The sequence below is a fragment of the Caulobacter sp. 05T431 genome, from assembly GCF_056665975.1.
In genome coordinates this window covers 1-458 of sequence record NZ_JBFTKU010000112.1, presented here as the reverse complement: position 1 = coordinate 458, position 458 = coordinate 1, and the positions used below count along the sequence as shown (strand labels likewise).

Genomic DNA, 458 nt, shown 5'->3' with positions numbered 1-458 from the left:
GGGTTGCTGGCCGTACAAATGGCCATCGCGGGTCAAAAGATATCGGATCGGCCGGACGAGAGGTATGCCGTCGACGCCTCCGGGATGGCAAGCTGCGAAGCTTTTGCACGCGAGTTCGGGGCGCGGCTACAGATCGAACATATCCCGGCGCGCATTGTCCGGCTCTCCTTCGAGGCGCCCCGCGCTTCGGGGGCAGTTCAGGAAGGTAGCTAGATCACCACTCATATTTGGCCGTTGCCAGCACGACACGAAACTTTGGCAAGCTCCTCGGTAGGGAGATGGCGTCTAGCCGCCGCCGGTGCATGGCCACGAATCTGGGTGAGAGTCTCAATGTCCGCTGCGGCCYGTCTCYGCCGTCGCTCTCTCCGTGACGGTCGCCCTGGCGACAGAGGCAAATTCCGCCCATTCGCGGTCTGCCGGTTCGCCCGTGAACTACCATTCCGCGTCGGGATAGTGAG

The 458-nt window shown here is 62.7% G+C and carries 1 protein-coding gene; it reads left to right on the top strand.

What is annotated here, in order from left to right; genetic code table 11:
- A partial coding sequence (locus AC1U89_RS24750) for a hypothetical protein (protein WP_479902258.1) occupies positions 1 to 213 on the top strand: 213 nt, incomplete at its 5' end.
- Positions 214 to 458: the final 245 nt, after the last annotated feature.